Origin of the sequence: Actinoplanes campanulatus (assembly GCF_014647795.1) — a bacterium.
Lineage (GTDB): Bacteria > Actinomycetota > Actinomycetes > Mycobacteriales > Micromonosporaceae > Actinoplanes > Actinoplanes campanulatus.
Genome location: NZ_BMPW01000021.1, coordinates 116,528 through 141,966 on the forward strand (window position 1 = coordinate 116,528; position 25,439 = coordinate 141,966).

The 25,439-nt window shown below is 71.3% G+C and carries 24 protein-coding genes; 14 read left to right on the forward strand and 10 right to left on the reverse strand.

The annotated features are described in order from the left end of the window. On the forward strand, window positions 1-1,353 hold the full coding sequence (locus IEZ13_RS34705; RefSeq protein WP_183225333.1) for a GH1 family beta-glucosidase: 1,353 nt from the start codon (window positions 1-3) through the stop codon (window positions 1,351-1,353). Here IEZ13_RS34705 and IEZ13_RS34710 read toward each other — a convergent pair. The 4 genes from IEZ13_RS34710 to IEZ13_RS34725 form a co-directional block, all read right to left on the reverse strand. Continuing rightward, window positions 1,338-1,934: a TetR/AcrR family transcriptional regulator gene (locus IEZ13_RS34710; RefSeq protein ID WP_183225332.1), complete on the reverse strand. Its 597-nt coding sequence runs from the start codon at window positions 1,932-1,934 to the stop codon at window positions 1,338-1,340. The two genes, IEZ13_RS34705 and IEZ13_RS34710, sit on opposite strands and share 16 nt — an antisense overlap. 149 nt (window positions 1,935-2,083) lie before the next feature. After that, window positions 2,084-3,280 (reverse strand): MFS transporter, encoded by a 1,197-nt coding sequence (locus IEZ13_RS34715; RefSeq protein WP_183225331.1) that lies wholly within the window; start codon window positions 3,278-3,280, stop codon window positions 2,084-2,086. A 621-nt stretch (window positions 3,281-3,901) separates the two neighbouring features. Then, entirely contained in the window at window positions 3,902-4,534 is a 633-nt protein-coding gene (locus IEZ13_RS34720; RefSeq protein WP_183225330.1) for a futalosine hydrolase, read from the reverse strand. A 1,019-nt stretch (window positions 4,535-5,553) separates the two neighbouring features. Further along, the gene (locus IEZ13_RS34725; RefSeq protein ID WP_183225329.1) at window positions 5,554-7,578 is read right to left on the reverse strand and encodes an MFS transporter; all 2,025 of its coding nucleotides are present in this window, start codon (window positions 7,576-7,578) and stop codon (window positions 5,554-5,556) included. Between the two features lie 54 nt (window positions 7,579-7,632). Between IEZ13_RS34725 and IEZ13_RS34730 the strand changes: the two genes are divergently transcribed. Continuing rightward, window positions 7,633-8,502 (forward strand): DUF3027 domain-containing protein, encoded by an 870-nt coding sequence (locus tag IEZ13_RS34730; RefSeq protein ID WP_221246041.1) that lies wholly within the window; start codon window positions 7,633-7,635, stop codon window positions 8,500-8,502. On the opposite strand, the gene IEZ13_RS34735 is transcribed toward IEZ13_RS34730, so the two are convergent. Next, window positions 8,499-8,804: a DUF2530 domain-containing protein gene (locus IEZ13_RS34735; protein ID WP_372441920.1), complete on the reverse strand. Its 306-nt coding sequence runs from the start codon at window positions 8,802-8,804 to the stop codon at window positions 8,499-8,501. The two genes, IEZ13_RS34730 and IEZ13_RS34735, sit on opposite strands and share 4 nt — an antisense overlap. Before the next feature lie 134 nt (window positions 8,805-8,938). On the opposite strand from IEZ13_RS34735, the gene IEZ13_RS34740 reads away from it, so the two are divergent. The 4 genes from IEZ13_RS34740 to IEZ13_RS34755 all read left to right on the forward strand — a co-directional run bounded on the left by IEZ13_RS34740 (window position 8,939) and on the right by IEZ13_RS34755 (window position 13,029). Then, window positions 8,939-10,390, forward strand: coding sequence for an NCS2 family permease (locus tag IEZ13_RS34740; protein ID WP_183225327.1), 1,452 nt, complete (start codon window positions 8,939-8,941; stop codon window positions 10,388-10,390). Between the two features lie 116 nt (window positions 10,391-10,506). Next, window positions 10,507-10,941, forward strand: coding sequence for a MarR family winged helix-turn-helix transcriptional regulator (locus tag IEZ13_RS34745; RefSeq protein WP_183225326.1), 435 nt, complete (start codon window positions 10,507-10,509; stop codon window positions 10,939-10,941). 70 nt (window positions 10,942-11,011) lie between these two features. Next, entirely contained in the window at window positions 11,012-12,358 is a 1,347-nt protein-coding gene (locus tag IEZ13_RS34750) for an MFS transporter (RefSeq protein WP_183225325.1), read from the forward strand. A gap of 104 nt (window positions 12,359-12,462) precedes the next feature. Beyond that, window positions 12,463-13,029: a hypothetical protein gene (locus IEZ13_RS34755; RefSeq protein WP_183225324.1), complete on the forward strand. Its 567-nt coding sequence runs from the start codon at window positions 12,463-12,465 to the stop codon at window positions 13,027-13,029. Window positions 13,030-13,033: 4 nt separating this feature from the next. Here IEZ13_RS34755 and thpR read toward each other — a convergent pair whose 3' ends face one another. The 4 genes from thpR to IEZ13_RS34775 form a co-directional block, all read right to left on the reverse strand. Continuing rightward, the gene (gene thpR / locus IEZ13_RS34760; RefSeq protein ID WP_183225488.1) at window positions 13,034-13,564 is read right to left on the reverse strand and encodes an RNA 2',3'-cyclic phosphodiesterase; all 531 of its coding nucleotides are present in this window, start codon (window positions 13,562-13,564) and stop codon (window positions 13,034-13,036) included. Then, on the reverse strand, window positions 13,513-14,565 hold the full coding sequence (gene sepH, locus IEZ13_RS34765; RefSeq protein WP_183225323.1) for a septation protein SepH: 1,053 nt from the start codon (window positions 14,563-14,565) through the stop codon (window positions 13,513-13,515). Before sepH ends, thpR begins: the two co-directional genes overlap by 52 nt. 200 nt (window positions 14,566-14,765) lie before the next feature. Further along, window positions 14,766-15,884: a phosphoserine transaminase gene (gene serC, locus IEZ13_RS34770; protein ID WP_183225322.1), complete on the reverse strand. Its 1,119-nt coding sequence runs from the start codon at window positions 15,882-15,884 to the stop codon at window positions 14,766-14,768. A gap of 2 nt (window positions 15,885-15,886) precedes the next feature. Continuing rightward, entirely contained in the window at window positions 15,887-16,993 is a 1,107-nt protein-coding gene (locus IEZ13_RS34775) for a citrate synthase 2 (RefSeq protein WP_183225321.1), read from the reverse strand. 204 nt (window positions 16,994-17,197) lie between these two features. Here IEZ13_RS34775 and pdxH point away from each other — a divergent pair, with 204 nt between their 5' ends. The 7 genes from pdxH to IEZ13_RS34810 are packed head-to-tail and all read left to right on the forward strand — an operon-like array spanning window position 17,198 to window position 23,022. Continuing rightward, entirely contained in the window at window positions 17,198-17,851 is a 654-nt protein-coding gene (pdxH, locus tag IEZ13_RS34780) for a pyridoxamine 5'-phosphate oxidase (protein WP_183225320.1), read from the forward strand. Between the two features lie 29 nt (window positions 17,852-17,880). Next, a complete protein-coding gene (locus IEZ13_RS34785) occupies window positions 17,881-19,128 on the forward strand; it encodes an MFS transporter (protein ID WP_183225487.1) in 1,248 nt (415 codons plus the stop codon). A 10-nt stretch (window positions 19,129-19,138) separates the two neighbouring features. Beyond that, complete coding sequence (locus IEZ13_RS34790; RefSeq protein ID WP_183225319.1) at window positions 19,139-20,059, forward strand: aldose 1-epimerase family protein; 921 nt, start codon at window positions 19,139-19,141, stop codon at window positions 20,057-20,059. Then, window positions 20,059-20,676, forward strand: coding sequence for a nitroreductase family protein (locus IEZ13_RS34795; protein WP_183225318.1), 618 nt, complete (start codon window positions 20,059-20,061; stop codon window positions 20,674-20,676). The genes IEZ13_RS34790 and IEZ13_RS34795 overlap by 1 nt, the downstream gene beginning before the upstream one ends. Window positions 20,677-20,726: 50 nt before the next feature. Then, window positions 20,727-21,023 carry a type II toxin-antitoxin system VapB family antitoxin gene (locus IEZ13_RS34800; RefSeq protein ID WP_183225317.1) on the forward strand — a complete coding sequence of 99 codons (297 nt, stop codon included), beginning with the start codon at window positions 20,727-20,729 and terminating at the stop codon, window positions 21,021-21,023. A gap of 48 nt (window positions 21,024-21,071) precedes the next feature. After that, the gene (locus tag IEZ13_RS34805; RefSeq protein ID WP_183225316.1) at window positions 21,072-22,247 is read left to right on the forward strand and encodes an acyl-CoA dehydrogenase family protein; all 1,176 of its coding nucleotides are present in this window, start codon (window positions 21,072-21,074) and stop codon (window positions 22,245-22,247) included. Between the two features lie 58 nt (window positions 22,248-22,305). Further along, window positions 22,306-23,022, forward strand: a complete 717-nt coding sequence (locus IEZ13_RS34810) for a DUF4230 domain-containing protein (protein ID WP_183225315.1) — start codon at window positions 22,306-22,308, stop codon at window positions 23,020-23,022. A 135-nt stretch (window positions 23,023-23,157) separates the two neighbouring features. Here the strand turns inward: IEZ13_RS34810 and IEZ13_RS34815 are convergent, their stop codons facing one another. Next, a complete protein-coding gene (locus tag IEZ13_RS34815) occupies window positions 23,158-23,355 on the reverse strand; it encodes a PspC domain-containing protein (protein WP_183225314.1) in 198 nt (65 codons plus the stop codon). Between the two features lie 219 nt (window positions 23,356-23,574). On the opposite strand from IEZ13_RS34815, the gene IEZ13_RS34820 reads away from it, so the two are divergent. Beyond that, window positions 23,575-25,434 carry a DUF5941 domain-containing protein gene (locus tag IEZ13_RS34820; protein ID WP_183225313.1) on the forward strand — a complete coding sequence of 620 codons (1,860 nt, stop codon included), beginning with the start codon at window positions 23,575-23,577 and terminating at the stop codon, window positions 25,432-25,434. Window positions 25,435-25,439: the final 5 nt, after the last annotated feature.

A 25,439-nucleotide genomic window follows, 5' to 3' on the forward strand; every position in this document is an offset into this window, starting at 1 on the left:
GTGTACCCCCAGTTCCCACCCGGTTTCCGGTTCGGCATGTCCACCTCGGCGTACCAGATCGAGGGCGCGGCCGACGCGGGCGGCAAGGGCCCGAGCATCTGGGACACCTTCACCGCCCGCCCCGGAGCCGTCCGGCACGGCCAGGACGCCCGGGTGGCGAGCGACCACTACCACCGGTACGCCTCGGACGTCGACCTCATCGCCGAGGCCGGTGTGCACGACTACCGGTTCTCGTTCTCCTGGCCCCGGGTGCTCGCCGGTGACCTCGACTTCTACGACCGGCTCGTGGACAGGCTGCTCGCCTCCGGGGTCCGCCCGATGCCGACGCTCTACCACTGGGACCTGCCGCAGGAACTGGAGGACGCCGGCGGCTGGATGAACCGGGACACCGCGCACCGGCTCGCCGACCACGCCAGTGCCCTCGTGCTGTGCCTCGGCGACCGGGTCCGGGACTGGATCACCATGAACGAGATGAACGTGCACACCCTGTACGGGTACGCGCTCGCCGACCACGCCCCGGCCCGCGGACTCGGACTGGGCGCCCTGCCGGCGGCGCACCACCAGTTGCTCGCGCACGGGCTGGCGGTGCAGGTCCTGCGTACCCACGGGGCCGGGTCCATCGGGGTCGCGCAGCAGCACTTCCCGGTCACGGCGGCCAGTGACGATCCGGCCGACGTCGAGGCGGCGGCGATCTTCTCGGCGCTCACCAACTGGACCTTCTCCGACCCGATTCTGCTCGGCGACTATCCGGACGAGCTGATCCGGGCCGGAGTCGGGGTGCCGGAGGCCCAGCTCGACCGGGACCTCGAACTGATCCGGGCGCGGCTCGACTTCTACGGGGTCAACTACTACGAGCCCACGATGATCGAGGCGCCGAAGGCGGGGAAGGACTACTCCGGTGTGCTCGAAGTGGACATCCCGGCGGACATGCCGTTCTCGCCGGTGCCGGTCAAGAGCGACGAGCGGACCGACTTCGGGTGGGCCGTCGTGCCGGCCGGGCTCACCGACATCCTCGTGACGCTGCGCGACCGGTACCCGGACCTGCCTCCGGTGATCATCACGGAGAACGGGGCGTCGTTCCACGACTCGCCGCCCGGGCCGGACGGCCGGGTCCACGACGAGCGGCGAATCTCCTACCTGGACGCGCACCTGCGTGCGGTCTCGGACGCGATCACCGCCGGGGTACGGGTGGACGGATACTACGTCTGGTCGGCGATCGACAACTTCGAGTGGGCCGCGGGGTACGACGAACGCTTCGGGCTCATTTACGTTGATTTTTCGACGCTTGAGCGTACAAAAAAGGATTCTTGGTTCTGGTATCGGGATCTGATCGCGGCTCAGCCACGCAACTGATCAGTGAATGTGGTGGCGAGGCGGGACAGCCGCTCGGCGCGTCCCTCCTCCGCCCAGCCGTCCACCAGGCTGAGCAGGGTGCTGCCCTCGACCAGGATGATGAAATCGTCGATCACGGCCTCGTCGTCGACCCCCGCGCGCAGCTCGCCCAACTCGCGCGCCTCGCGCAGGCAGGTCCGCAGGTGGCCGCGGATCTCCCGGTGCGAGGCACGGCGTGACTCGGCCAGCCGCGGATGCGACAGCGCCGCCCCGGCGAAGGCCACGTTCACATGCGCGTCGGCGGCCCGCTCCTCGTCGATCGGCAGCACCGCCTCCAGGGCGGCGCGCAACGCGTCCAGCCCGAACAGGTCACCACCGATCCGGAAGGCGCGCTCCACGATCCGGTCGTAGACCGCCCGCTGCGCGGCCACCAGGATGTCGTCCTTGCCGCCCAGGAAGTGGGCCAGCACGCTGAGCGAACAACCCGCCTCGTCGGCGATCGCCCGGGTGGTGGTGCCCTCGACACCGCGCGCCCGGACCACACGCCACGCCGCCGCCAGCAGCTCCGCCCGCCTCAGGTCGTGATCCACCAGCTTCGGCACGGCGCCAGCTTATGCCTCTGCTGCCGCCCACCGCCGGTCCGGCGGCCTTTGTCCACCGCTGGCGCGGTCAGCGTCAGGCCGGCGCTTCGTCGACCGTCGGCGCGGTCACCTTCAGACCGGCGCCTTGTCGACTGCTGGCGTGGTCGGCGTCAGGCCAGCGCCTTGTCGACCGTCGGCGCGGTCACCGTCAGGTTGGCCAGACGGCGGGCCAGCGGCAGGGTCGCGATCACCGCAACCACCGGGATCAGGAACGCCCAGCGCAACCCGATCGGTTCGGACAGTGTCCCGATCAGCACCGCCCCGCCCAGCGCGCCGCCGTAGTTGAACAGATTCACCTTCGCGATCACCTCGTCGCTGCTGGCCAGAGCCGCCTCACCGGCCGCGCTGAAGGCCAGCGGCACCAGCACGCCGACCCCGATGCCGGCGATCGCGAACCCGGCCACCGCGGCGCCCACCGCCGGCAGCACGACCACAAGACCGCAGCCCACACCGCACACCACCAGGGAACCGATCGCGAGCGGCACCCGCCCGGCCCGCGGCGTCATGTGGTCGGCCACCAGCCGGCTGACCAGCACCGCACCCTGGTAGGCGGCGTACCCGAGCGGCGCCACCGAGGCGGCCGCGGCCAGCGAGTCCTTCAGATAGACCGAACTCCACGTGCTGACCGCCGAGTCCACCAGGAACGCCGTGAAGATCAACATCCCGCAGACCACCACGATCCTGCGTACGCCCTGACCGCCCCCGGCATGCGCGACCGCGGACCGCAGGGTGCGCCCCGGCTCGAACAGCCGCCAGCCCACCAGCCCCACGACGATCGCGAACAGCGCCGCCACCGCCACCGCCACGGCCGCCCCCACGCCGCCGGCCAGCACCGCCGACATGAGCAGCGCCGCCGCGATGGCCGCGGCCGTGTAGGCGGCGAAGAGCCGGCTCATCACACTGCGCCCGAGGCGGGCCTGCACCAGCACACCCTGCATGCTCAGCGAGGCGTCCACCGCGCCCAGGCCCACCCCGTAGGCGAGCAGGATGGCCGCGAACACCGCGTTCGGTGACCGGAAGGTGGTCCCGGCCAGGCCCAGACCGACGATCAGGAGGCCGGAGGCGAGCGCGTACCGGCTGCCCCACCGGGCGGCGATCCGGTCAGCCAGCACCGAGCCGCCCGCCGCCGCGACGCACACCAGCAGCAGGATCGCCGAAACGAACGTGTCGTCGATGCCCTGACGGTCCTTGAACTCCGGCAGCGCCGTCACGACCGTCGCGTAGCCGAGCCCTTGCGCGGCATATCCGGCGCCGATCAGCCGGGCCCGGGCTCCCGCCGACATTGCGGTGCCGCTGACGTCGTTCATCGAGCCTCGCTTCGGAGTCGGCGGCGGTGTTCCCGGTCACATCCTTCGTTCAGCGCAGCATGCCGCCCACGGCCCCCGACGGCAACAGTGTCGATGTAAATGATCCACTCGGCGGCCCTCACGATCAGGATCCGGGAAGCCCGCGATCAGGTCACTTCCCTGCAAACCGCCACACTTCTCCGGTACGGCCCGCGCAGCCCCGAGACACCCCAGCCCCTGCCGTTCCGTCAGCGCTGTCGCGCGCCCACCCAAAGCAGCCCTCCCGGCCAGCCGGTCCTCCCCGGCTGGTTCTGAGTGCTGTTTCGTGTCGCTCGGAACAGCTCTTCCGGCCAGCCGGTCCTCCCCGGCTGGTTCTCAGTGCTGTCTCGTGCCGCTTGAGACAGCTCTCATGGCCAGCTGGTGGTTCGCGGCTGGTTCTGTACTGTCTCGTGCCGCTCGAGACAGCCCTCCCGGCCAGCTCGTGCTTCTTGGCTGGTTCTCAGTGCTGTCTGTCTCGCGGGGTTGAGGCAGCCCCCACGGCCGGCCGGTGGGGCTTGGTCGGCTGGCCGTGCTGTTCAGGGATGCGGGGCCGTCCGTTGAGGGGCAGGAGGGCGGGCTTCGGCGTACCGGGGAGGGTTTTGATCAAGGGAGTGCGTTGAGGGCCGGAGTGGCGGCGCGGAGGGCGGCGAACGCGTCGGCCAGGCGCCAGGCGGCGCGGTCGCGGGGGCCGACCGGGTTGGAGACGGCGCGGAGTTCGGCGAAGGGCAGGCCGGCTCCGGATGCGGCGACGGCGACGCCGTACCCCTCCATCGCCTCCGCCGCCGCGAGGGGGAAGCGGGTGGCCAGGCGGTCGGCGGTCTCCGCCGTGCCGGTGACCGTGGCGAGGGTGAGGATCTCGCCGGGGATCGCCTCGGGCAGGGCGGTCCCCAGGGCCTTGACAAGGGTGGGATCGGCGTCGAGGGCGCTGCTGCCGAAGCCGAGCTCCTCGATCGGGAGGAAACCGTCAGGGGATTCGGCACCCAGGTCGGCGGCGATGCTGCGGGTGGCGATCACCAGGCTGCCGACCGGGGCCCGGCCGGGGAAACCGCCCGCGATGCCGGCGCTGAGCACCGCGCGGTAGTGGCCGGTGGCGAGCAGGCGGGCGGTCCCGGCGGCGGCGGCGGCTGGCCCGACGCCTACGGCCTCGACCACGGCACGGTCCGGGTCGAGGTGGGCGCGGAAGGCATCGGCCTCGGCGGCCACCGCGGTCACGATCAGGAGGGGGTACGCGGTCACAGGTCCTCGCCGTTCACCGGATCAGTCTCGTGCGGTCTGCAGCGTTTCGCCAAGTCGGGATCGCGCTTCCGCCCGCCTACCGCCTTTATGTCGCGGTCGTGCGCTTCAGCCCGCCCACTGCCTTTATGTTGCTAGCGTGCGCCTCAGCCCGCCCACCGCTTTTATGTTGCTATCGTGCGCTTCCGCCCAGCCACTGACTTGGTGTGGCGATCGTCCGCTTCGATCCGGTCCACCGGCTTTGATGTCGCGCTCGTGCACTTTCGCCCCGGTCCACTGGCTTTCGGTCGTGCTCGTTAGCTTCCGCCCGGTCCATTCGCCTGATGTCGTGCTCGTGAGCTTCCGCCCGGTCCATTCGCCTGATGTCGTGCTCGTGCACTCCCGCCCCCGTCCACCGCCTTTATGTTGTTCTCGCGCTCTCCGGTCCTTAAGTCAGGGCTGTGTTGCTTCCGTCCTGCCCGCCGCCTCAATGTCGTGCGGTGAGGCTCTCCGGGCCATGGCTCGGACGCGGTCCTGATCTTGAGTGCTGGGTGCTTCTTGGAGGTATCCCAATCCTCAAGATCCAAGTTTGCATCTTCAATCTTGGGCTTTGGTCGACTCGCGGGAGCCTCCTTCTTGGCTGTCCGCGCCCATTTCCGCAATCCCTCGACCGAGGGGAGGGCGGCGGGGCCGATCTTGGTGAGTTGCCCACCTCCAGAGGTGGGCAACTCACCAAGATCGCGAAAAGCTGCCGGGCAAAGCGCGTAAAACGGACCCTATGAGGCGCTGACCAGAAGACAAAAGGTGCTTTCAACGCAATATGCCCCCGTATTGCCTCGGCGGCGGTTCACCCGATGCGGTGCTTGACGTCATGCCGCGGCCAACCAAGCAAAAGACTCGCGGAGGCCTCTTAACACCCAAGATCGCGGTGTGTGGGGGTGGCGTTGCCCGAGGGTGCGGCGTGTGAGGGCGGCGTTGCCTGAGGGTGCGGCGTGTGGGGTGGCGTTGCCTGAGGGTGCGGCGTGTGGGCTGTGGTGGCCAGGTCACGATTCGGGGTCGTCGCGTGGGGCGGAGGACGGCCGGTAGACGTGGAATCCGGGGGGTGCCGCCGGATTCCGGGTGGTGGGCTCGTCGTCGGCGAGGTCGTCCCAGTCGCGGCTCTCGGTGCGTGCGGTGGGGCGGGCCGCACCGGCCGGCTCGGGTTCGGGGCCGGTTGCCGTGGTCTTGCGTTTTGCTCCCCACCAGCGGCGGCCGGTCGACGGGGGACCGAGCCGCTCGGTGTCGCCGGAGTCGGCGTCGGCCGGGCGGCGAGGAGTGGGTGTGGCGGCCGCGACCTTGCGGGTTCGGGAGGTCGGGCCGGCCGCGCGGGGTGACTTCGCGGTGGTGCGGCGGGCCGGGTCACCGCCGGGGCTGGGTGGGGTGGGCCGCGACCCGCTCGTCGGCTCGGGGCGGATGGTGGTCGGGGTCCAGGGGGCGTCCGGATCGGTGGTGTCCGGGTCGGCGCCGTGGGAGGACCGGAGAGGGTCCGTGGTCCGGCGGGTGCCCGGGGTGGGGCCGGTGGTGTCTGGATCGGTGGTGTCCGGGTCGGCGCGGCGGGATGGCCGGAGAGGGTCCGTGGTCCGGCGGGCGCCGGGGGTGGGGCCAGTGCCGTCCTGGTCCGGCTCGACGTCGGGGTTGAGAGAGAGGGTGTCGGGGTCGAGGGGGAGGGCGTCGGGGCGGCCCGCGAGGCGTTCGTTGTGCAGGCGGGCGGCCGACCAGGCGGCCCGGGCCGCGGCCAGGACGGCGAGCAGGGCGGCGAAGCCGATGCCGAGGCGGCCGTCGAACGGGATGATGCCGAGGCCGCCGCCGGCCACCCAGGCCAGCATGAGTGCGGTCTCCGAGTGGGCGAAGGCGGTGGCCCGCTGCCGTTCCGGGACCCGCTCCTGGATGCTGGCGTCCACGGACAGCTTGGCGATGCCGCTGAAGATCGCGGTGAGCAGCGCCAGCAGCGTGACCGTCGCGAGGTTGTAGAAGATCGTGGTGAGCACCGCCACGCCGGCCGTGACGATCAGGCCGCTGGACTGGAGGGCCAGGGGTCGGCGGATGCGCAGGCCGGTGCCGGCCGCCGTGGAGATGAAGGTGCCGATGGCCAGGGCGGCGCCGACCAGGCCGACCGCGGCGCCGCGGGCGAGTTCCACGCCGAGGACCGAGGTGGTCAGCTGGCCGCCCATGATCGCGAAGGTGAGGAAGAGCAGCAGGAAGCCGTAGAGCAGGCGCAGGCTGCTGCTGCCGATCAGGGTGGCGACGACCAGGGGGCCGGAGAGCGGGCGGTCCCCGCCGCGGCCCATGCGCAGCACGGTGTGCCAGGCACGGGGTAGCTCCTCGGGCGGGTCGGAGTCGGCGCGGGGCGGCAGGCGGAGCGACACGACCATGCCGATGAGGAAGATCAGAGTCGCGACCCGCAGCGGCCACTGTGGCCCGAATTTGAAGGCGAGCAGGCCGATCGGCGCCACCAGGATGCCCGCGAAGGTGCCGTAGACGCTGGCTCGTGCGCCCACCTGGGACAGTCCGACACCTTCCGGCAGCAGGCGTGGCACGGCGGCGGAGCGGGCCACCCCGTACGCCCGGGAGAGCGCGAGCACCCCGAAGGCCGCCGGATAGAGACCCCACCCGAGCAGGTTGTCGGACATCACGTAGGCCAGGAAGGCGCGGCCCAGGAAGGTGGCGGCCAGTGCATACCGGCGGCCGTGGCGGAAGTGGTCGAGCAGCGGCCCGACGATCGGTGCGAGGAGCGCGAACGGGACCATCGTGATGAGCAGGTAGAGCCCCACCTTGCTGCGTGCCTCGCCGAGCGGGACGCTGAAGATGGTGCCGGCCAGGCCGATCGCGATGAGGGCGTCGCCCGCGCACGAGACGGCGTGCAGGTCGAAGAGCCGGATCATGCCGATCTCGTTGGCGGCGCCGCGGGCGCGGGCCGAGCCGACGCGGCGGGTGGCCCAGGCGCCGCCGCGCACCGAGCCGCGCACCAGCAGGCGGGCGGCCTTGATGCCGGTGCCGACGGTGCGTCCGAGAGTGGGAAGCAGCGGCATGGGAACCATCCTGACTGATGCGGGCGACCCGCGCCCGGTTCCGCGCCGGTCTATCTGGGGAGTCGTTGCGGGGACCCGGGTTCGGTAGGCAACAATGGGCGGGTGACCTCCAGGACCACCACCCGCGCCGCCCGACTCGACCAGGTCTGTGCCGATGCTGTCGGGGTGGCCCGTGGCGCCATCACCGAAGTGGATCCCAGCGACATCGGTGAGCATCTCGAAGCCGTCGCCGAGGCCGATCGGGTCGTCACCCATTTCTTCGAGAGCCATCTGGCCGGTTACCAGGGCTGGCGCTGGGCGGTGACGGTGACCCGCGTCCCGCGCAGCCGGCACGTCACGGTCTGCGAGACGGTGCTGCTGCCCGGGCCGGACGCGCTGCTCGCCCCCGGCTGGGTGCCGTGGAACGAGCGGGTGCAGCCGGGCGATCTGGGTGTCGGCGACCTGATGCCGACCGCGCCCGACGACGAGCGGCTCACCCCGGGCTATGTGCTCAGTGACGACGCGGCCGTCGAGGACGTGTCCTGGGAGCTGGGCCTCGGCCGGTCCCGGGTGATGTCCAAGGACGGCCGGATGGAGACGGCCCAGCGGTGGTATGACGGCGACGCCGGCCCGGAGGCGCCGATCTCCGCGGCCGCCCCGCGCAACGCCCGCTGCGGCACCTGCGGCTTCTACCTTCCGCTCGCCGGGACGATGCGGCAGATGTTCGGCGTCTGCGGCAATCTGTACGCGCCGGACGACGGCCGGGCGGTCAGCGCCGACCACGGCTGCGGCGCCCACTCGGAGGCGCTGCTCAGCGCGGCCGAGCAGCCGGTCGACGAGCTCCCCACGGTCTACGACGACAGCGAGGTGGAGGCCGTGGCGGTCAGCCGCGGGCACGGCTCGGTGGAGTCCGGCGAGCCGGCCGAGGATTACGGCCACAGCTAGCCGTCGATGGTGAACTCCGGGTGCGTCAGCGCCCGGCGGCGCCGCCTGTTCCGGTCGTGCACGACCATGGTCAGCGTGCCCGGGATGCCCCACAGCAGCCCGGCCAGGCAGGTCTGGAACCACAGGTCGGGCGCATCGGTGAACCATGTGATCAACGTCGCGACGGCGAAGGCGGCGACGCCGGCCAGCGCGAACGGGACCATCGGGGGATCGAGTGGTGCGGGCCGTGGTTTCGTCCCGGTCACCACGGTGAGGGCCGGCAGCGGGTCGCCGGCGTGCGTGGCGGGAGACAGGTCACTCACTCCGCCAGGGTACGGCCATTACGGATCGCATCGGCGCAGCGCGTGAGAGTTGTAACATCGCACGGCTTTTACCGAGGTAGTTGCATCTGAAAGCATGCGCGCGTTCATTCATGCGCCCCCTTTCGGAAGGTCCCATGTCTGTAGAGAGCGAACCGGGCACCGGCACGGCGAAGAAGGCCCTCGACCGGTTCTTCGAGATATCCAAGCGCGGCTCGACGATGAGCCGCGAGGTGCGTGGCGGCTTCGTCACGTTCTTCACGATGGCCTACATCGTGGTGCTGAATCCGCTGATCCTGGCCGGTGGCGTGGACGGGGCCGGCGCCAGGCTGCCGATCGCGGCTCTCGCGGCCGGTACCGCCCTGGTCGCCGGTGTGATGACCATCCTGATGGGGGTGGTCGCCCGGTTCCCGCTGGCGCTGGCCGCCGGCCTCGGTGTGAACGCCCTGGTGGCGTACGAGATCGCGCCCGAGATGACCTGGGCCGACGCGATGGGCCTGGTGGTCATCGAGGGTGTGCTGATCGCGATCCTGGTGCTGACCGGGCTGCGTACCGCGGTGTTCAAGGCGGTGCCGACGCAGTTGAAGACCGCGATCGGCGTGGGCATCGGCCTGTTCCTGATGATCATCGGCCTGGTCGACGCCGGGTTCGTGCACCGGGTGCCGGACGCCGCCAACACCACCGTCCCGGTCGAGCTGGGCCTCGGCGGCAAGCTGGTGACCTGGCCCACGTTCGTCTTCGTGGTCGGCCTGATGATCACGCTGGTGCTGTTCGTCCGCAAGGTCAAGGGCGCGATCCTGATCGGCATCCTGAGCACCACGGTCATCGCGATCATCGTGGAGGCGATCGCCGGTCTCGGCCCGGCCGTGGTCAAGCCGGGAGGCTGGTCGCTGAACGTGCCGGCGCTGCCCGAGCGGATCATCGACACTCCCGACCTGTCGCTGATCGGGAAGTTCAACGTCCTCGACTCGTGGTCGACGGCCGGTCCGCTGGTCGCGCTGATGTTCGTCTTCACGCTGCTCGTGACGGACTTCTTCGACACCATGGGCACGATGGTCGCGGTCGGCCAGGAGGGCGGGCTGCTCGACGCCGACGGCATGCCGCCGCGGTCCACCGAGATCCTGCTCGTCGACTCGATCGCCGCCGCGGCCGGTGGCGCGGCCAGCGTGTCCAGCAACACGTCGTACGTGGAGAGCGCGTCCGGCGTCGGTGAGGGCGCCCGGACCGGTCTGGCCAGCGTGGTCACCGGTGTGCTCTTCCTGGTGGCGATGTTCTTCGCGCCGCTGGTGAAGGTGGTGCCGTTCGAGGCGGCGTCGACCGCGCTCGTGGTGGTCGGCTTCCTGATGATGACCGCGGTCCGGCAGATCGACTGGACGGACTACACCATCGCGTTGCCGGCCTTCCTCACCGTCACGCTGATGCCGTTCACCTACTCGATCTCCAACGGCATCGGGGCCGGGATCATCACCTACGTCGTCCTGAAGGTGGCCACCGGCCGGGCGCGGGAGATCCACCCGATGATGTACGGCATCGCCGCCCTGTTCGTCCTGTACTTCACCAGGGGTCCGCTGGAGTCCTGGATCCTCTGAGGATTCTCGGCCGTCAACCGGGTGCGCTAGCGTGCCCGGTGACGGCTGTCATACGGATAATCGGATGTCGTTAGCCATGCTCATTAGCTAGGCTAAGGACCGTGATGGAGCGGGTGATGACGACGGAGCGCACGACAGCGGAATCGCTGGCCAAGACGCTGCGGGATGCGATCATCCGGTTCAGTCGGCGGGTCCGGCAGGCCCGCCCCGTGGGTGATCTGACGTTCAGTCAGTTGTCCGCGCTGACCAGCCTCCAGCTGGCCGGCGCGCTGACTCCGCGTGAGCTCGCCGACGTGGAGCGCGTCCAGCCCCCGACGATGACGAAGATCGTGGGAAAGCTGGAGGAGCGCGGGCTCGTCGCGCGTACGCCGCATCCGACCGACGGGCGCCAGGTGATCCTGGCCGCCACGGACGAGGGCCGGGCGGTTTACGCACTGCACGAGCGGGCCCGTAACGAGTGGCTCGCCGTCCAGCTGGACCGGCTCACCCCCGAGGAACGGGACACCCTGGCACACGCTGCGGAGATCCTGCAGCGGGTCGCCCGGGGCTGACCCCGCCCTTCCGAGGTCGCTCGCTTCATCACACGAGGATGACGCGTACGACCGAGGAGGCGCATACCGCGTGCGGGCAGCCCTGAACACCACATTCCTATCCCTGCGGGTTCCGAACTACCGACTGTTCGCCGGCGGGCAGCTGGTGAAGCTGGTCGGGGTGTGGATGATGTTCACCGCCCAGGACTGGCTGGTACTCGAGCTCTCCGGCGACTCACCCGGGGCACTGGGCATGGTCACGGCGCTTCAGTTCGTACCGGTGATGGTCTTGACCCTCTGGAGTGGCCGCCTGGCCGACCGGTACGACAAGCGCAAGCTGCTGGTCGCGGCGAACGCCGCTTTCGCCGCCTTCGCGATCCTCTTCGCGGTGCTGGTCGCGGCCGGGGTGGTCGAGCTGTGGCACGTGTTCGTGTCCGCGCTGTTCCTCGGCATCGCGAACGCGGTGGAGACCCCGGTGCGGCAGGCGTTCGTCTCCGAGCTGGTCGAGCTGCGGCTGCTGCCGAACGCGCTGGCGCTCTCCGCGGCCACCTTCAACATCGCCCGGATCAGCGGCCCGGCCCTGGCCGGCGTGCTGCTCGCGGTGCTCGCCACGCCCGGGGTGTTCCTGATCTCGACGGTGCTGGCGGTCGCGCCGGTCTTCACCTACCTGCGGATGCGCCCCGCCGAGCTGCACGGCACCGACCGCCGGGCCGGCGGTGACGCCCGGGTGATCGACGGCCTGCGCTACGTCGGCAAACGGCACGACCTGCTGCTGCCGATCGGCATGATGGCCGTGATCGGCATGATCGGCTTCAACTTCCCGGTCACGCTGGCCGCCCTCGCGAAGATCGAGTTCAACGCCGGCCCGTCGTCGTTCGGCCTGCTCACCACGTGTCTGGCCATCGGCTCGCTGGGTGGCGCGCTGGCCGGCACCCGCCGCCGGACCCGCCCCGGCGTCTACAAGGTGATCGGCGCGGCGCTGTTCTTCGGGGTGTTCGAGTTCGCGGTCGGGTTCGCGCCCAACTTCGCGGTCGCGGCGCTGCTGCTGGTGCCCACCGGCTTCTTCTCGATCTACCTGGCCCAGGGGGCGAACCATCGGGTGCAGATGGGCGTCGACCCGGAGTACCGGGGCCGGGTCATGGCCCTGTACGTGCTGGTCTTCCTCGGTACGACACCGATCGGGGCGACGCTCTCCGGCTGGTGGGGTGAGCATTTCGGGGTGCCGTCGAGCATCTGGGCGGCCGGTCTGGTCAGCTTCGTGGCCGCGCTGGGCGCACTGGCCTGGCAGCTGCGGGCCAGCGGCGAGCGGTTGCGGATCGAGAGGCGGCCGAGCCGGCGGATCCGGCTGGCCGTCACCCCGGTGGTTCCGCGGCCGCGGAGCGCGTCCCGCGCGCACGCCGAACCGCTCGCGCACTCCGGTTCCGGCGTGAACGTCTGATCGGTCCGCCGATCCCGGACTTCTCCGGGATCCCGGCAAGGTCGGCAGGCCGGGTCCACCAAACGGGTATTCCCGCCTGGCCGGACAGGGCCTAGCGTCTAACCGTGGCGATCGCGCATCTCGCTGTGCTGTCGGCGGCGCTTTCGGCGCTGCTGATCCTGCCGTGCGCCGCCACCATCATGCTCAGCGGCCAGGCGTCCGACCTGCGCCATCTGCTCACCCGCCGGGGCCGCCGCGAGCTGCGCGCCCGTAACGGCCGTGACCGCGCCGCCCAACGCCACCTGGCCCGCCGGTCCCGCCGCCGGGTCGAGCGGGGCCCGCGAGGCCGCCACGAACGTGCCTCGCTGCGGCGCCTCGAGCGCGGGATGAAGAGCTGGGACCCGTCCCGCCTGGCCGCGCTGCGCCCGCCGCCGATCGAGCGGATCGCGTACGAGCTGCGCCGTCTCGACCAGCAGCGGCGAAGCGGGCTGGTGGCGCAGTCGGAGGCGCTGTTCAACGCCGTCATGCTGGCCTACGACACCTACCTGCGGATGGCGTGCCGCTGCCTGGGCGTCCCGGAGCGCCTGCAGTCGCTGACCGGCTCGGACCTGGATCTGGAGCGGCTCCGCGTTGAGGCCACGTTGGAGGCGGCCGGCCTGATCCTGCGCCGGGAGACCGGCCCGTCCGCCTGAGGAGTCAGAGCGGGCCGGCCCAGAGCCGGTGATATTCGCCGTCCACGCTGCTGACCAGGGAGAACTCGTCGACCTCCCAGGACGGTCCGGAGTAGTCGGCGAGCGCCGCCACGACGCGGCGGTCGAACCGGTAGGAGATCGTGAGATGGGGGTGGAACGGCCGCCCGTCGATCGGGAACCCGGCCTCGGTCAGCGCGACCCGGACCCGCTCGCGGAAGGCCGTCAACGGCTCCAGATCACCGAGCAGACCGGCCCAGAGCACCGAGCCGAACCGCCCGCTGCCGGCCAGGTGCAGACGCACCGGGCCGGGACCGGGAACCGTGGTCAGGGCCTCGACGACCGGCTCCTCCGGCACGTCGCCGAGGAACGCCAGGGTGACATGCCACTTGTCCGGGCGGCGGGCGGCGTGCGGCGGCAGGTGACGGCGCAGATGGTCGCGGGCCTCCGCGGACGGGAAGACGGCGACGAAGAGGCGCGGGCCGGTCAGGACGACTCGCGGGCCGCCGGGCCGCCGCCGAACAACACGTCGTCCCAGCTCGGGAGACGCTTGCGCGGCTTGTTGCTCTCCTCCGACTCGGTGTTGGCCGAGGTGCTCTGGCCCACCGTGCGGCGCGGGCGCAGCACCGCCAGGGACGGCACGGCCGGCACCTCCTTCGGCAGGTCGGCGTCGTCGTCGAAGGCGGAACCCGAACCACCGCCCATCAGCGCCGCGGCGCCCCCGGCGACCGGGCGGCGGGGAGCCGGCTCCAGGCCACGGCCGGACGAACCCTCGAGCGGCCGGTCGAGCGAGGCCAGCAGCGCGTCACGGCCGGCACGGATCGGGTCACGGCCCGAACGGGACGGCGCCGGGTCGGCGCTGGGCAGACCGTGGCCGCCACGGCTCGGCTCGGTGCTCCGGGCGGGACCGGGCAGACCGTGGCCGCCGCGCTCGGGAGCGGGCTCCTGACCGAGGATCTGGGTGGGGCGCTCGGCGCACAGATATTGAGCCATGTCGTCGTGCGGCGACACCACCTGACGGCCCTTGTCCAGATCCCAGATGGCCTGGGCGGTGGCCTTGCCGGACGGCCAGGTGGCGACGATGCGCCAGGTGCCGTCGTCGCGGCGGAACGCGTCCCACGAGATCTTCTCGGTGTCGATGCCGTGCTGCGCGAGACGGCTGTCGACCACCTCGGACAGTGGCTGACCGGAGTCGGACGTCTTCAGCCTGGTCCGGCGAGCGTGCTGGGCCAGCATGGCCCGCTCCTGCAACACCGGGCCGGCATAGCGCAGGACCCGGTCGACCGGGACACCGGCGATGCGGGCCACATCCTCGGCGGACTCGCCGGACCGGATGCGGGCCTGGATGTCACGCGGGGACAGCGAGGGCGCCGACTCGGCGGACAGGACCGCCACGGCCGTGCCGGGAGCCGCGGGACCCTCGGTGAGGACCCCGGACACACGCTCGTCGATGGGGAGAGCCAGCAGGCGCCCGACCTCGTCGGCGAGCACGAGAGCCTGACCGTCTTCAGAGAGGGCGACGAAGCGTACCGGCCGCATGCGTTGCCTCCGTCTCGTCGCGTTGGCCTGTGCTCCCGAGAGTCATTCACCCGGGCGCGTTTCGGAACACGGTACGCCCCTTGGTCACCCGATGGGGGTAAGCCACGCCGTCAAACTGCTGACCAGCGGAGATGATCTTCGTTCTCCGCCGGCGGCTTCCTTCAACCTTTATCGGTACGCCCGGAGCGCCGTCAATATGACTAACCCAAACGTTCGGCCACATAGTCGATGCAGGCTGTGAGAGCGGTCACGTCGGACGGGTCGACGGTCGGGTAGAGGGCGACGCGGAGCTGGTTGCGGCCCAGCTTGCGGTAGGGCTCGGTGTCCACCACGTCGTTGGCGCGCAACACCGTCGCGATGGCAGCGGCGTCCACACCCTCGAAGTCGATGGTGGCCACCGCGGCCGAGCGCAGCGCCGGGTCGGTGACGAACGGCTGCGCGAACGACGACCGGTCGGCCCAGCCGTAGATCGCCGCCGCGCTCTCCGCACTCCGCTTGACCGCCCAGGACAGACCGCCCTGCGCGTTCATCCAGTCGACCTGCTCGGCGGCGAGGAAGACGGTGGCCAGCGCCGGAGTGTTGTAGGTCTGCTCCAGTCGGGACTGCTCGATCGCGGTCACCAGGTCCAGGAACTGAGGAATGTACCGCCCGGACGCCTTGATCTGGTACGCCCGCTCGATCGCGGCCGGCGACATGAGGGCCAGCCAGATCCCGCCGTCCGAGCCGAGCGCCTTCTGCGGGGCCAGGTAGTAGACGTCGGTCTCCCGGACGTCGACGTCGAGGCTGCCGCCGCCCGAGGTGGCGTCGGTGAGCAGGAGCGCGCCCGGGTCGGCGCCCTCGACCCGGCGGACCGGGACGGCCACACCGGTGGACGTCTCGTTCTGCACGGTGGCGTAGACGTCGGCGCCGGCTTCGGCGCGCAAGAACGACGCCTGGCCGCCGGGGGCCCGGTGCACGGTCGGCTCGGCCAGGAAGGGCGCGTCCGTGACCGCCTGCACGAACTTGGCGCCGAACTCGCCGAACTCGGCGAACTGGGCCTTCTCCCGGACCAGGCCGAAGGTGGCGACCTCCCAGAAGGCGCTGGTCCCGCCGTTGGACAGGATCACCTCGTATCCGTCGGGGATCGAGAAGAACTCGGCCAGACCGCGGCGCAGCCGGGCCACCTGGTCCTTCACCGTGCTCTGCCGGTGCGAGGTGCCCATGAAGGTGCGGGACACCGCGGAGAGCGCCTCGACACCCTCGGGACGGACCTTGCTCGGGCCCGAGCCGAAACGGCCGTCTACGGGTTTGATCGTGTCGGGGATCCGGATGTCAGCCACGATCACACATTATGCGGGAGCTGATCCCAGCCCTCGACCTCCTGCGGCTTCCGTGGCTCCGGTCCCACATAGTGGAGACCCGGTCGCAGGATCCGCCCGAGCTTCTTCTGCTCCAGGATGTGCGCGCTCCACCCGGCCACCCGGGCGCACGTGAACATCGAGGTGAACATGTGCGCCGGGACCTCGGCGAAGTCGAGCACCACGGCGGCCCAGAACTCCACGTTCGTCCACAGATGCTGGTCGGGTTTGCGCTCGTGCAGCTCGGCCAGCGCGGCCCGCTCCAGTGCCTCGGCCACCTCGAAGCGCGGGGCGCCCAGGTCCTTCGCGATCCGGCGGAGCAGCTTGGCCCGCGGGTCCTCGGCGCGGTAGACCCGGTGGCCGAAGCCCATCAGCCGCTCACCGCGGTCCAGCAGGTCCTTCACATAGCCGGCCGCGTCGCCGCTGCGCTCGACCGCCTCGATCATGTGCAGCACCCGGGTGGGCGCCCCGCCGTGCAGCGGGCCGGAGAGCGCGCCGATCCCGGAGGAGATGCAGGCGGCCGCGTCGGCGCCGGTGGAGGCGACGATCCGGGTGGTGAAGGTGGACGCGTTGAGACCGTGCTCACAGGAGGAGATGAAGTACGCGTCGACGGCCTTGACATGCCGTGGGTCCGGCTCGCCACGCCACCGGCGCATGAACCGCTCCACGATGGTCTCGGCCTTGTCGATGTCCTTCTGCGGGACGGCCGGCAGGCCCAGCCCGCGGGCCGCCTGGGCGACGAAGGACAGCGCGGTCACCGACACCCGGGCCAGGTCGCGGCGGGCCTGCTCGTCGCTGATGTCGAGCATCTGGGACAGGCCCCAGTAGGGCGCCAGCATCGCGACGGCGGACTGCACGTCGACCCGGATGTCCCCGGAGTGCACCGGCACCGGGAACGGCTCGGCGGGTGGCAGCCCCGGGCCGAACCGGCCGTCCACCAGCAGTCCCCAGACGTTGCCGAAGGAGACTTGCCCGATCAGGTCCTCGATGTCGACGCCGCGGTATCGCAGGGCGCCACCGTCACGGTTGGGCTCGGCGATCTCGGTCTCGAACGCGATGACGCCCTCGAGCCCCGGCTTGAAGTCGGTCACGGCACTCCCTGTGGAACCGAACTGCGGTGGGCCATTCATCTTGCCCGCCGGGTAACGGCATGGTCGACCCATCGCGATTGTGCTCTGGATGACACCCATCCTGGTTCAACTGACGATTCGCGGTGGGGGATTTACGGTTCGTTTCACATCCCGGGGTTACCTCAGTAGTTTGCGCCGGGGAAGGGCCGAGAGCGAGGGAGCGGCATGGGGGCTGAAGCACCGTCACCCGCCGGGATGCGCCGTGACTACGGGGAGTGGCCGCCGCTGACCGAGAGTGTTCTGGCCGCCACCTGGCCGGAGCAGTTCGGGCGCTGGTTCGCCGACGCGACGGCCTTCGGCCTGCCGGAGCCCAACGCGATGATCGTGGCCACCGCGGACGCCGGGGCGCGTCCCTCGGCACGGACCGTTCTCCTCAAGGGGTACGACGACCGCGGTTTCGTCTTCTTCACCAACTACGAGTCGCGCAAGGGCCGGGAGACGGCCGCCAATCCGTACGCGAGCCTGGTCTTCCCGTGGTTTCCGATGCAGCGGCAGGTGATCGTGACCGGCCCGGTCGAGCGGGTCTCGCGCGCGGAGACCGAGGAGTACTTCGCCTCCCGGCCGCGCGGCTCCCAGCTCGGCGCCTGGGCCAGCCCGCAGTCGACGGTGCTGCCCGGGCCGGAGGCGCTGGACGATCGCCTGGCCGCGGTGGCCGAGCGGTTCGGGACCGGTCCGGTGCCGGCCCCGCCGCACTGGGGCGGGCTGCGGGTGCGGCCCGACGCCGTGGAGTTCTGGCAGGGCCGGACCAGCCGGCTGCACGACCGCCTCCGCTACCGCGCGACCGGTCCGGGCTGGGCGGTGGAGAGGCTGGCGCCTTGAGTCAGGCCACCCGGCGGCCGCGGTCCTGGATGATCGACACGCGGCCGTTGCGTGTGCCCACGTTCCGGCGGACCTGGATCGGCAACGGCGCGTCGTACTTCGGCTTCCAATTCACCGCGGTGGCCGTACCGGTGCAGATGTTCGCGATCACCGGATCGCCCACCTGGGTGGGCCTGCTCGGCGTGGCCGGGCTGGTCCCGCTGTTGATCTTCGGTCTCTGGGGCGGCGCGGTGGCCGACGTGGTGGACCGGCGCAAACTGCTGCTGTGCAGCTCGGTGATCACCTGGGCCGGCACGCTGGCGCTGCTGATCCAGGCGCTGCTCGGGGTGCGCAGCGGGCACCTGCTGCTCGCGCTCACCGCGGTGCAGTCGGCCGGGTTCGCGGTCAGTTCCCCGGCCCGGCAGGCGATCGTGCCGCGGATCGTCCCGGAGCGCCTGGTCCCGGCCGCCAACACACTGAACTACACGACCATCACGGCCGGTGGGGTGCTCGGTCCGCTCACGGCCGGCGTGATCATGGGCGTCTGGTCCACCGGCACCGGCGTGACCGTGGCGTACGCGGTGGACGTCCTGATGTTCACCGTCACGTTCTGGGCCACCTGGCGGCTGCCGGACATTCCGCCCGCGGCCCACGAGGATCACGGCGAGAAGCCCAGCGCCGGACTCCGCGGCATCCTCGCCGGCCTGCGGTTCCTGGCCACCCAGCCGGTGCTGCTGCTCTCCTTCGTCATCGACCTGATCGCCATGGTGTTCGCAATGCCCCGGGCCCTGTTCCCGGCGGTCGCGGTCCAGTTCGGCGGCGGCTCGGTGGTCGGCTGGCTGTACAGCGCGATCGCGATCGGCGCGATGATCGGCGGGCTCACCTCGGGCTGGATCGGCCGGATCGGCCGGCAGGGGCTGGCCCTGGTGGTCGCGGTGGTCGGCTGGGGTGTGGCGATCGGCCTCTCCGGGCTGGCCGACCACCTGTGGGTGATGGTGCTGATGCTCGCCCTGGCCGGCGCGGCCGACCTGGTCAGCGCGGTCTACCGGCAGACGATCATGCAGACCTTCGCGCCGGACCGGCTGCGCGGCCGCCTCCAGGGCGTGTTCACCGTGGTGGTGGCCGGTGGACCCCGCCTCGGTGACCTGCGGGCCGGGGCCACCGCCGACCTGACCAGCGTCGGCGCGTCCTGGGTGGGCGGCGGGTTCGTCGCCGCCGGACTGGCCGTGGTGCTCGCGTGTACCTCGCCCGCGCTGATCCGCTACCAGTCCGAGCCGGAGCGGGTGGACGCCGGATAATGTCGCGGGTATGAGCGCAGAGTCAGCCGCGAGGTCCGGGATCCAGTGGTCGATCGAGGCGGCGGGGCACCGCGCCGTCGTCACCGAGATCGGTGGCACGCTGCGGGCGTACTCCGTCGACGGCACCGAGCTGCTGGACGGCTTCGGCGAGGACGAGATCGCCCCAGGCTCGGCCGGGCAGATCCTGGCGCCATGGCCCAACCGGATCCGGGACGGGAAATACGAGTTCGAGGGCCGGTCGTACCAGCTCGCGCTCACCGAGCCGGCCCGGCACAACGCCATCCACGGGCTGGTCAACTGGTCCCGCTGGCACGCCGTCGAGCAGACCGCCGACGCGGTCACGCTGGAGTACGACCTGCCCGCCCAGGTCGGCTACCCGTGGTCGCTGCGCCTGCGTAACCGCTGGTCGGTGTCGGCCGACGGGCTCCGGGCGGTGCAGGAGGTGGTGAACACCTCGGAGTCGAACGCGCCCTGGGGGTACTCGGTCCACCCATACCTGCGTCTGCCTGGCGTGACCGTGGAGGACACCGTGCTCCACGTGCCGGCGAGGTCGCGGATCCTGGCGGACAACCGGCTGCTGCCGATCGGCGCCTCCAAGATCGCCGGGACCGAGTTCGACTTCAGTGAGCCCCGCCGGATCGGTGACCTGGTGCTGGACACCACCTTCGGGGACATCGACTTCGGCCCCGACGGGATCACCGCGGTCACCCTGTCCGACCCGGCCTCCGGCCGGAGCATCGTGGTCTGGGCCGACGACAAGTACCGCTACTGGCAGGTCTTCACCGCCGACACCCTGCACGGCGAGCGGTTCCGCCGGTCCGTCGCGGTGGAGCCGATGACCTGCCCGCCGGATGCCTTCCGGACCGGGCGTGACCTGGTCGTCCTTCAGCCCGGCACCGCCTGGTCGACGTCCTGGGGCATCCGGGCCTGATGGAGTTCGACGAGGTGATCCGCCGGCGGCGGATGGTGCGCGGTTACGACCCGGACCGCCCGGTCCCGCCGGAGCTGGTCGACAAGATCGTCCGGCACGGCCTGCGGGCGCCGTCGGCCGGCTTCTCGCAGGGCTGGAGTTTCCTGGTCCTCACCGCGCGGGCCGATCGGGACCGGTTCTGGGCGGCGACCGCGGATGCCGAGGGGCCGGCCGGGGGCTGGCTGGTCCGGATGCGGACGGCGCCGCTGATCATCGTGGCGCTGTCCAACAAATCGGCCTATCTGGAGCGTTACGCCCAGCCCGACAAAGGCTGGGCGGATCGTGACGAGTCACGCTGGCCCGCGCCGTTCTGGGACATCGACACCGGGTTCGCCGCCCTGCTCATGCACCTCACCGCGGTCAACGAGGACCTCGGATCGTGCTTCATCGGGCTGCCCGCCGGCCGGGTGGACGCCGTCAAGGAGGCGTTCGGGGTGCCGCCGGAGTTCCGCCCGATCGGAGCACTGACGATCGGGTACCGGGGCGAGGACAAGAGGTCACCGTCACTGCGGCGCGGGCACCGTCCGGTGGACTCCGTGGTGCATCATGGCCGGTGGACTTCGGCGGGCGAGGTCTGACCGGCCCGGGGTTACGCTGGCATACGGTTCTCACGGAAAGGGCAGCCGCCGTGATCTTCAAAGCGGTCCGGGACGGAGCCCCGTACCCCGATCACCAGACCACGCTCAAGGAGTGGGCGGACATTCCGCCGCGCAAGGTCTGGCTCGCCGACCTCATCACCACCAAGCGCGAGCTGGCGCTGGACAAGCTCCTCGCCGAGGACTCCACCTTCTATGGCGACCTTTTCCCCCATGTCGTGGAATATCAGGGCGCCCTCTATCTGGAGGACGGTCTGCACCGCGCCCTGCGCGCGGCACTGCAGCAGCGCAAGGAGATCCACGCGCGGGTGCTGGTCCTGGAGGTCTGATCTCATCCGGGTCTGTCGATGTTGGACGCCCGCCGGTTAGCTTGGGTCATGGGTGTTCGACCTCTTGACCTGCTGGATCTTGACGATTTGCTGAGTGATGAGGAGCGCGACGCCCGCGCTCTCGCCCGCCGCGTCACCGACGATCACGTTCGTCCGGCCGTGGCCGAGTGGTACGAGAACGGCGATGCCCCGATCCGGGAGCTGGCCGTCGAGTTCGGCAAGGCCGGCCTGTTCGGCATGCACCTGACGGGGTATGGCTGCGCCGGCTCGTCGGTGGTCGCCCTCGGCCTGGCCTGCATGGAGGTGGAGGCCGCCGACTCCGGGATCCGCTCGCTGATCTCGGTGCAGGGCTCCCTGGTGATGTACGCGATCTGGCGCTACGGCTCGGAGGAGCAGAAACTCGCCTGGCTCCCGGCGCTGGCGTCCGGCCGGGCGATCGGCTGCTTCGGCCTGGCCGAGCCGGACCACGGCTCCGACCCGACCGGCATGTCCACCCGGGCCCGTCGGGACGGCGACGACTGGGTGCTCGACGGCGTGAAGACCTGGATCCTCAACGCGCCGATCGCCGACGTGGCGATCATCTGGGCGCGAGCCGACAAGGGCGTGGCCGGATTCGTCGTCCCGACCGATGTGAGCGGCTACGCGGCCCGCGAGATCAGCCACAAGATGTCGCTGCGCGCGTCCAGCACCGGCGAGATCGCCCTGGACGGGGTCCGGCTTCCGGAGAGCGCCCGGCTGCCCGGCGCCCGCAGCCTGATGGCGCCACTGTCCTGCCTCACCGAGGCCCGGCTCAGCATCATCTGGGGTGTGCTCGGGGCGGCCCGGGACTGCCTGGACACGGCGCTCGACTACGCGGCCGCGCGGGAGCAGTTCGGCCGGCCGATCGCCGGGTTCCAGCTGACCCAGGCCAAGCTCGCGGACATGGCTCTGGAGCTGCAGAAGGGCTTCCTGCTGGCGTTGCATCTGGGGCGGCGGCGGGAGCGGCAGGACGGACCGCTGCGGCCGGAGCAGATCAGCGTCGGGAAGCTGAACAACGTGCGGGAGGCCATCAAGATCGCTCGGCAGTGCCGGACGATCATGGGGGCCAACGGGATCCTGGCGGAGTACCCGGTGATGCGGCACGCCAGCAATCTGGAGAGCGTGCTGACGTACGAGGGGACGTCGGAGATCCACCAGCTGTCGATCGGGCAGAAGCTGACCGGTTTGAACGCTTTCGCGCGGTGAGGTGTCCGAGCGGGTGCTCCGGTCGCGGATTGTCGTACCCCCTCCGTACCGTTTAGACATGGCCGAATCGCCCGCCCCCGCATCCCCCGACCCCGAGCCCACCAGCGAATTCCCGGCCGTTCAGCGCGGACCCAGCGGGTTCGCCCGGCTGCTGATCTTCGTGGGCGTTGTCTTCGCCCTGCTGGTGGCGTCCTGCCTCGGGCTGCGCGCGATCAACGTGCTGCCCACCTTCGACAACCCGTTCGCCGACCGGACGACCGACCGCAGCCAGCCGGTGCTCCTCGAGTCCATGCGCGACCTGGAGCGGTTCGTGGCCGCCGACGGCACCTTCCAGGTCATCGTCGATCTCCAGGAGAACCGGGACAACATCCCCGACTTCCTGATCAACCGGCGGACACTGTTCGTCGGCTCGGGCACCGTCGAGGCCTATGTCGACTTCGGCGGCCTGGCCGGTGACGCGCTCAAGGTGGACGAGGAGAAGAAGACGATCGAGCTGAGGCTGCCCGCCCCGCAGCAGTCCACGGCCGCTCTCGACATGGAGCGCAGTTACGTGGTCGCCGAGGAGCGCGGGCTCTTCAACCGGATCGGTGACGCCTTCCGCGACGATCCCGCCAAGCAGCAGCAGGTCTATCAGCTCGCCCAGCAGCGGATCACCGAGGCGGCCCGGGCGAGCGGGCTGGACGAGCGAGCCCGGGAGAACACGCAGCGCATGCTGGAGAGCCTCTTCGCCCGGCTGGGCTATTCGACGGTCACGGTGACCTTCGCCAACCCATGACCCGCGGTGGTCGTCGCTCTCCGGGCCTCGTTGCCCGGAGAGCGACGCCACCGGCGATCACCGGCCGGCGTACGGGGGGAGCCGACCAGGCCGGTGTCGCCTACCCGTTTTCGGGCTCACGCCCTCCGACGGGCGTCACTCGCTGGGCATCAGCGCCCAGAGGACCAGGTAGGCCAGGAACTGCGGGCCCGGGAGCAGGCAGGACAGGACGAACAGCAGCCGGACGGTGCCGGGGCGCATCCCGAAACGCTGGGCCAACCCGGCGCACACACCGGCGATCCGGCGGTTGTTACGGGGGCGGGAGAACGAGCGGGTCCTGAGGGGGCTGGTCACGTCATCCACTCCTTCGGCGGCGGCCCCGGCTCTCTGCCGTGGCCACTTCGACGGTAGGTACGGGAGCCGGGCCGTCCCTCGTTCCACGGGTGGATGCGAGCGAGTCAGCTCCCGTAAGGGTGACCCGTACCCATGTGACGCCCGCTGTTAACCTGGACCGCGTTTCGGGCCTGGTGAGGACCGGTCCGTCAGGCTGAGGAGGCAAGCGGTGGTGCTCCGGTGACGCTGGCCGTTCTGACCGCACGGACCGGCCCCGCCATCCCGGACAGTGACGCCGACCGGCTCGCCGGCGACCTGACCGGTGCGCTGCGGGCGGCCGGGATCCCGGCGGTCCACCGCCTCACCCCGGGCGACGGCGAGGCCGTCCGCCTGCGGGAGCTGGCCCGGCAGGCCCGCGACGCGGGTGTCCCCCTCCTGATCTGCGCCGACAACCTGGTCGCGCACGGCAGCCTGCTCTGGACGCTGGCCACCGAGCCGGCCGGGCGCAGCACCGTGCTGGTCGCCGCCGACCCGGCCGGTGAGCTCAAAGAGGACCGGGGCCGCGTCATCGCCGCCCCGCCCGGCGGCGGGACCGTGCGCTACCTGGGCGCCATGTGCATCGCCCCCGCCGAGCTGCCGCTGCTGGAGAAGGCCGCCGACCACCCCGACGTGCTGGCCGAGATGCTCGCCGACGGGTTCGTGCCGGTCGCCACCCGGGTGCGCCTGCTGCACGCCGAGCAGGTCACCACCGAGGCGGAGCTGGCCGGGGCACGGGCCGCGGTCGCCGCGGTGGACGAGGACGCGGCGCGACTCCGGCTCGCCGTCAAGGAACAGGACGACTTCTTCACGACGTACGCGGTGAGCAGCTGGTCGCCGCTGGTCACCCGGGCCGCCGCCCGGCTCCGGCTGACACCGACCGCGGTGACCGGGCTGTCGGTGCTCTTCGCGGTCGCCGCGGCGCTGCTGTTCTGGCAGGCCTCCCGGGTCGCCATGGTGCTCGGCGGGGTGCTGCTCTACCTCGGGTTCGTGCTCGACTGCGTGGACGGGCAACTGGCGCGGTACACGCGGAAGTTCGACGCCTTCGGCGGCTGGCTCGACACGATGGCCGACCGGGCCAAGGAGTACGCGGTCTACGCCGGTCTGGCGGCCGGGGCGGAGCGGATCGGGCTGCCGTACGCGTGGCCGCTCGCGATCGCCGCGATCATCCTCCAGACCGCCCGGCACATGACCGACACCTGGTACGGCGCCCTGCACGACGAGGCCGCCGCCCGTCCCGCCCCGGCCGCGTCCGGTGGAGTGGGTGCGCGGCTCACCGCGGCCTCGGTCAAGGCGCAGAGCCAGCGCGGGTCACTGATCTACTGGGCCAAGCGGATCGTGGTCTTCCCGATCGGTGAGCGGTGGGCGCTGATCGCCGTGCTGGCCGCGTTCACCGACGGCCGGGTGACGCTGGCCGCCGTGGTCGGTTTCGGTCTGCTGGCGGCGGCCTACACGCTGGCGCTGCGGTCGCTGCGGGCCCTCTCCATGCGGGTCGGGGTGCTGCACACGGTCGACACCATGCGGCACCGCGACGACGGGCCGCTGGTGCGGTCGGTGCTGAGCCGGGTGGGCGCCGGGCGGCCGCTGCCGTTCGCCGCCCTCTTCACGGTCTACGCCATGGCCGCGGTGGCCGCGACGGCCGCCGCCGGGCCGGGCCATCGGCCGTGGGTGCTCGCGCTCGTGGTGATTCCGGTGCTGGTCTGCGGCTTCCCGGCGCGGGTGCGGCACGACGGCTCCCTGGACTGGCTGGTGCCGGCCGCCCTGCGGGCCGCCGAGTACCTGACGGTGGCGGCCGTGGGCCTCTACGGGCCGGTTCCGCCCGCCGTGGTCTTCCTGCTGCTGTTCGCTCTGGCCATGCGCCACTACGACCTGACCGCCCGGATGGAGAAGGGCGCCCCGGCGACCGGTGCGGGCGGCGCCGTCCTCGGCTGGGACGGCCGCGTCCTGCTCCTGGTCGTCGCGGCCCTCCTGGGTTATGCCACCTCCGCCACGGCCCTCCTGGCGGCCGCCGTCTTGTTCACGTTCACCCTCACCGCCGTGAAGGACTGGAAGGCGTCCCGCTAGCCCCA